General features: G+C 69.4%; 3 protein-coding genes and 1 pseudogene. 3 read left to right on the top strand and 1 reads right to left on the bottom strand.

The features are described from left to right. Positions 1-191 (top strand): annotated as a pseudogene (locus I5I_RS15605) (MFS transporter); the annotation flags it as partial. A 68-nt stretch (positions 192-259) separates the two neighbouring features. Continuing rightward, positions 260-700 (top strand): GNAT family N-acetyltransferase, encoded by a 441-nt coding sequence (locus tag I5I_RS15600; protein WP_036321940.1) that lies wholly within the window; start codon positions 260-262, stop codon positions 698-700. Positions 701-723: 23 nt separating this feature from the next. On the opposite strand, the gene I5I_RS15595 is transcribed toward I5I_RS15600, so the two are convergent. Then, on the bottom strand, positions 724-978 hold the full coding sequence (locus I5I_RS15595; RefSeq protein ID WP_036318373.1) for a hypothetical protein: 255 nt from the start codon (positions 976-978) through the stop codon (positions 724-726). Positions 979-1,048: 70 nt separating this feature from the next. Between I5I_RS15595 and I5I_RS17710 the strand changes: the two genes are divergently transcribed. Further along, a partial coding sequence (locus I5I_RS17710; RefSeq protein WP_239640139.1) for a trehalose-6-phosphate synthase occupies positions 1,049-1,533 on the top strand: 485 nt, incomplete at its 3' end.

Here is a 1,533-nt window from a genome sequence, read left to right as displayed (position 1 = left end):
GCCCGCCGCAGGTTCTGGCCGATGCCGCTCTGCACAGCTACGCGACGGCGTACTGGTGGGGGGCCGGCGCATTCGCACTCGGCGCGGTGGTGGCCGCCCTCGGATTCCGGCGCAAAGCGTCCGTTCGTCGGGCCGCGAATGCCGCGACCACCTCGGTCGACACCGCGGGCGACCCCGTGCTCGCCCACTGAGCGGGGTCCTCGCCGCGCGACCGCATCAGCCGGTCGGGCGGCGAGGCCGTGCGCGGTAGCCTCGGTGCATGGTGACGATCACTGCGCTGAGCGCGACCGACCGCGAGGAATGGGCTGACCTGTGGTCCGGCTACCTGACGTTCTACGAAAGCGATCTCGCCGAAGAGGTGACCGACGACGTCTACCGTCGTCTCGTCGCCGGGGTCGAGCTGCACGGGGCCATTGCGCGCGATGACGAGGGCCGCGCGGTCGGCATCGTCCATTGGCTGTTCCACCCGTCCACGTGGGCGAGCGGTCCGTACTGCTACCTCGAGGATCTCTTCGTGTCACCGGACGCGCGCGGCGGCGGTATCGGCGGCGCACTCATCGCCCACGTGCGCGCGCAGGCCGGCGCCGCCGGCGCGGTCAAGATCTACTGGCTGACGCAGAAGGACAATGCGACAGCGCGCGCTCTCTACGACCGGGTCGCAACCGACACCGGCTTCGTGCATTACGAGATCGGGCTCTGAACGCGCGTCTCAGCTCTCGATGCTCACCGTTGCAGGCGCTTCGCCAGCAGCTTCTCCTCGCTCCCGCGCACGGGGGAGTCGGTGGAGATGATCCGTCCGCGGGAGGCGCGATAGGTGTCCACGATCGTGCCGATCGACAGGGCCAGAGTGATTCCCCAGCTCAGCCACGCGAGCGCCTGACGCCACGTGAACGGCACGTCGCCACGGAGGCCGCGCAGCAGCGCGACGCCGCTGGTCACGGCGGAGATGATCCCGGTCCCGAACAGGTACTTGCGCATGCGACCACGTTAGCCTGGAAGAACGCCTGCCGAGAGGAGCCGCGTGAGCGACCCGAAGTCCGAGGCCGACATGATCGTCGTGTCCAACCGCCTGCCCGTCGACCATGATCCGAGCGTCGAGGGTGGGTGGCGTCGTTCGCCGGGCGGCTTGGTCGCCGCTCTCGAACCGGTGCTGCAGCGCACCGGCGGGGCGTGGGTGGGCTGGCCCGGCACCGCCGACCTCGAGATCGATCCCTTCGAGCTGGAGGGGATGTCGCTCGTGCCCGTGGCATTGTCCGCCGAAGACGTGGCGCTGTATTACGAGGGGTTCTCGAACGACACGATCTGGCCGCTCTACCACGACGTGATCTCGCCGCCGGCCTACCACCGTGAATGGTGGGAAGCCTGCGGTGAGCGCTGTCAGGCTCCGCACGTTGACGGCGATCTGCGTGGTCGCCGAGCGCAGGGGCGTGGTGCCGAGGTCGCCATGGATGCCGAGGCCGGCGTTGTTGATCAGTGCGTCGACGGCGATCTGCTCAGCCTCCAGGCGTGCCAGAAGGGTTCGGCGCGTCCGGG

Source organism: Microbacterium sp. B24 (assembly GCF_000333415.1).
Taxonomy (GTDB): domain Bacteria; phylum Actinomycetota; class Actinomycetes; order Actinomycetales; family Microbacteriaceae; genus Microbacterium.
This window is presented reverse-complemented; position numbering and strand designations above follow the sequence as displayed.

Excerpts from the sequence above, each read along its gene's own strand:
- I5I_RS15595 (WP_036318373.1), bottom strand. The coding sequence starts at position 978 with ATGCGCAAGTACCTGTTCGGGACCGGGATCATCTCCGCCGTGACCAGC.
- I5I_RS15600 (WP_036321940.1), top strand. The coding sequence starts at position 260 with ATGGTGACGATCACTGCGCTGAGCGCGACCGACCGCGAGGAATGGGCT.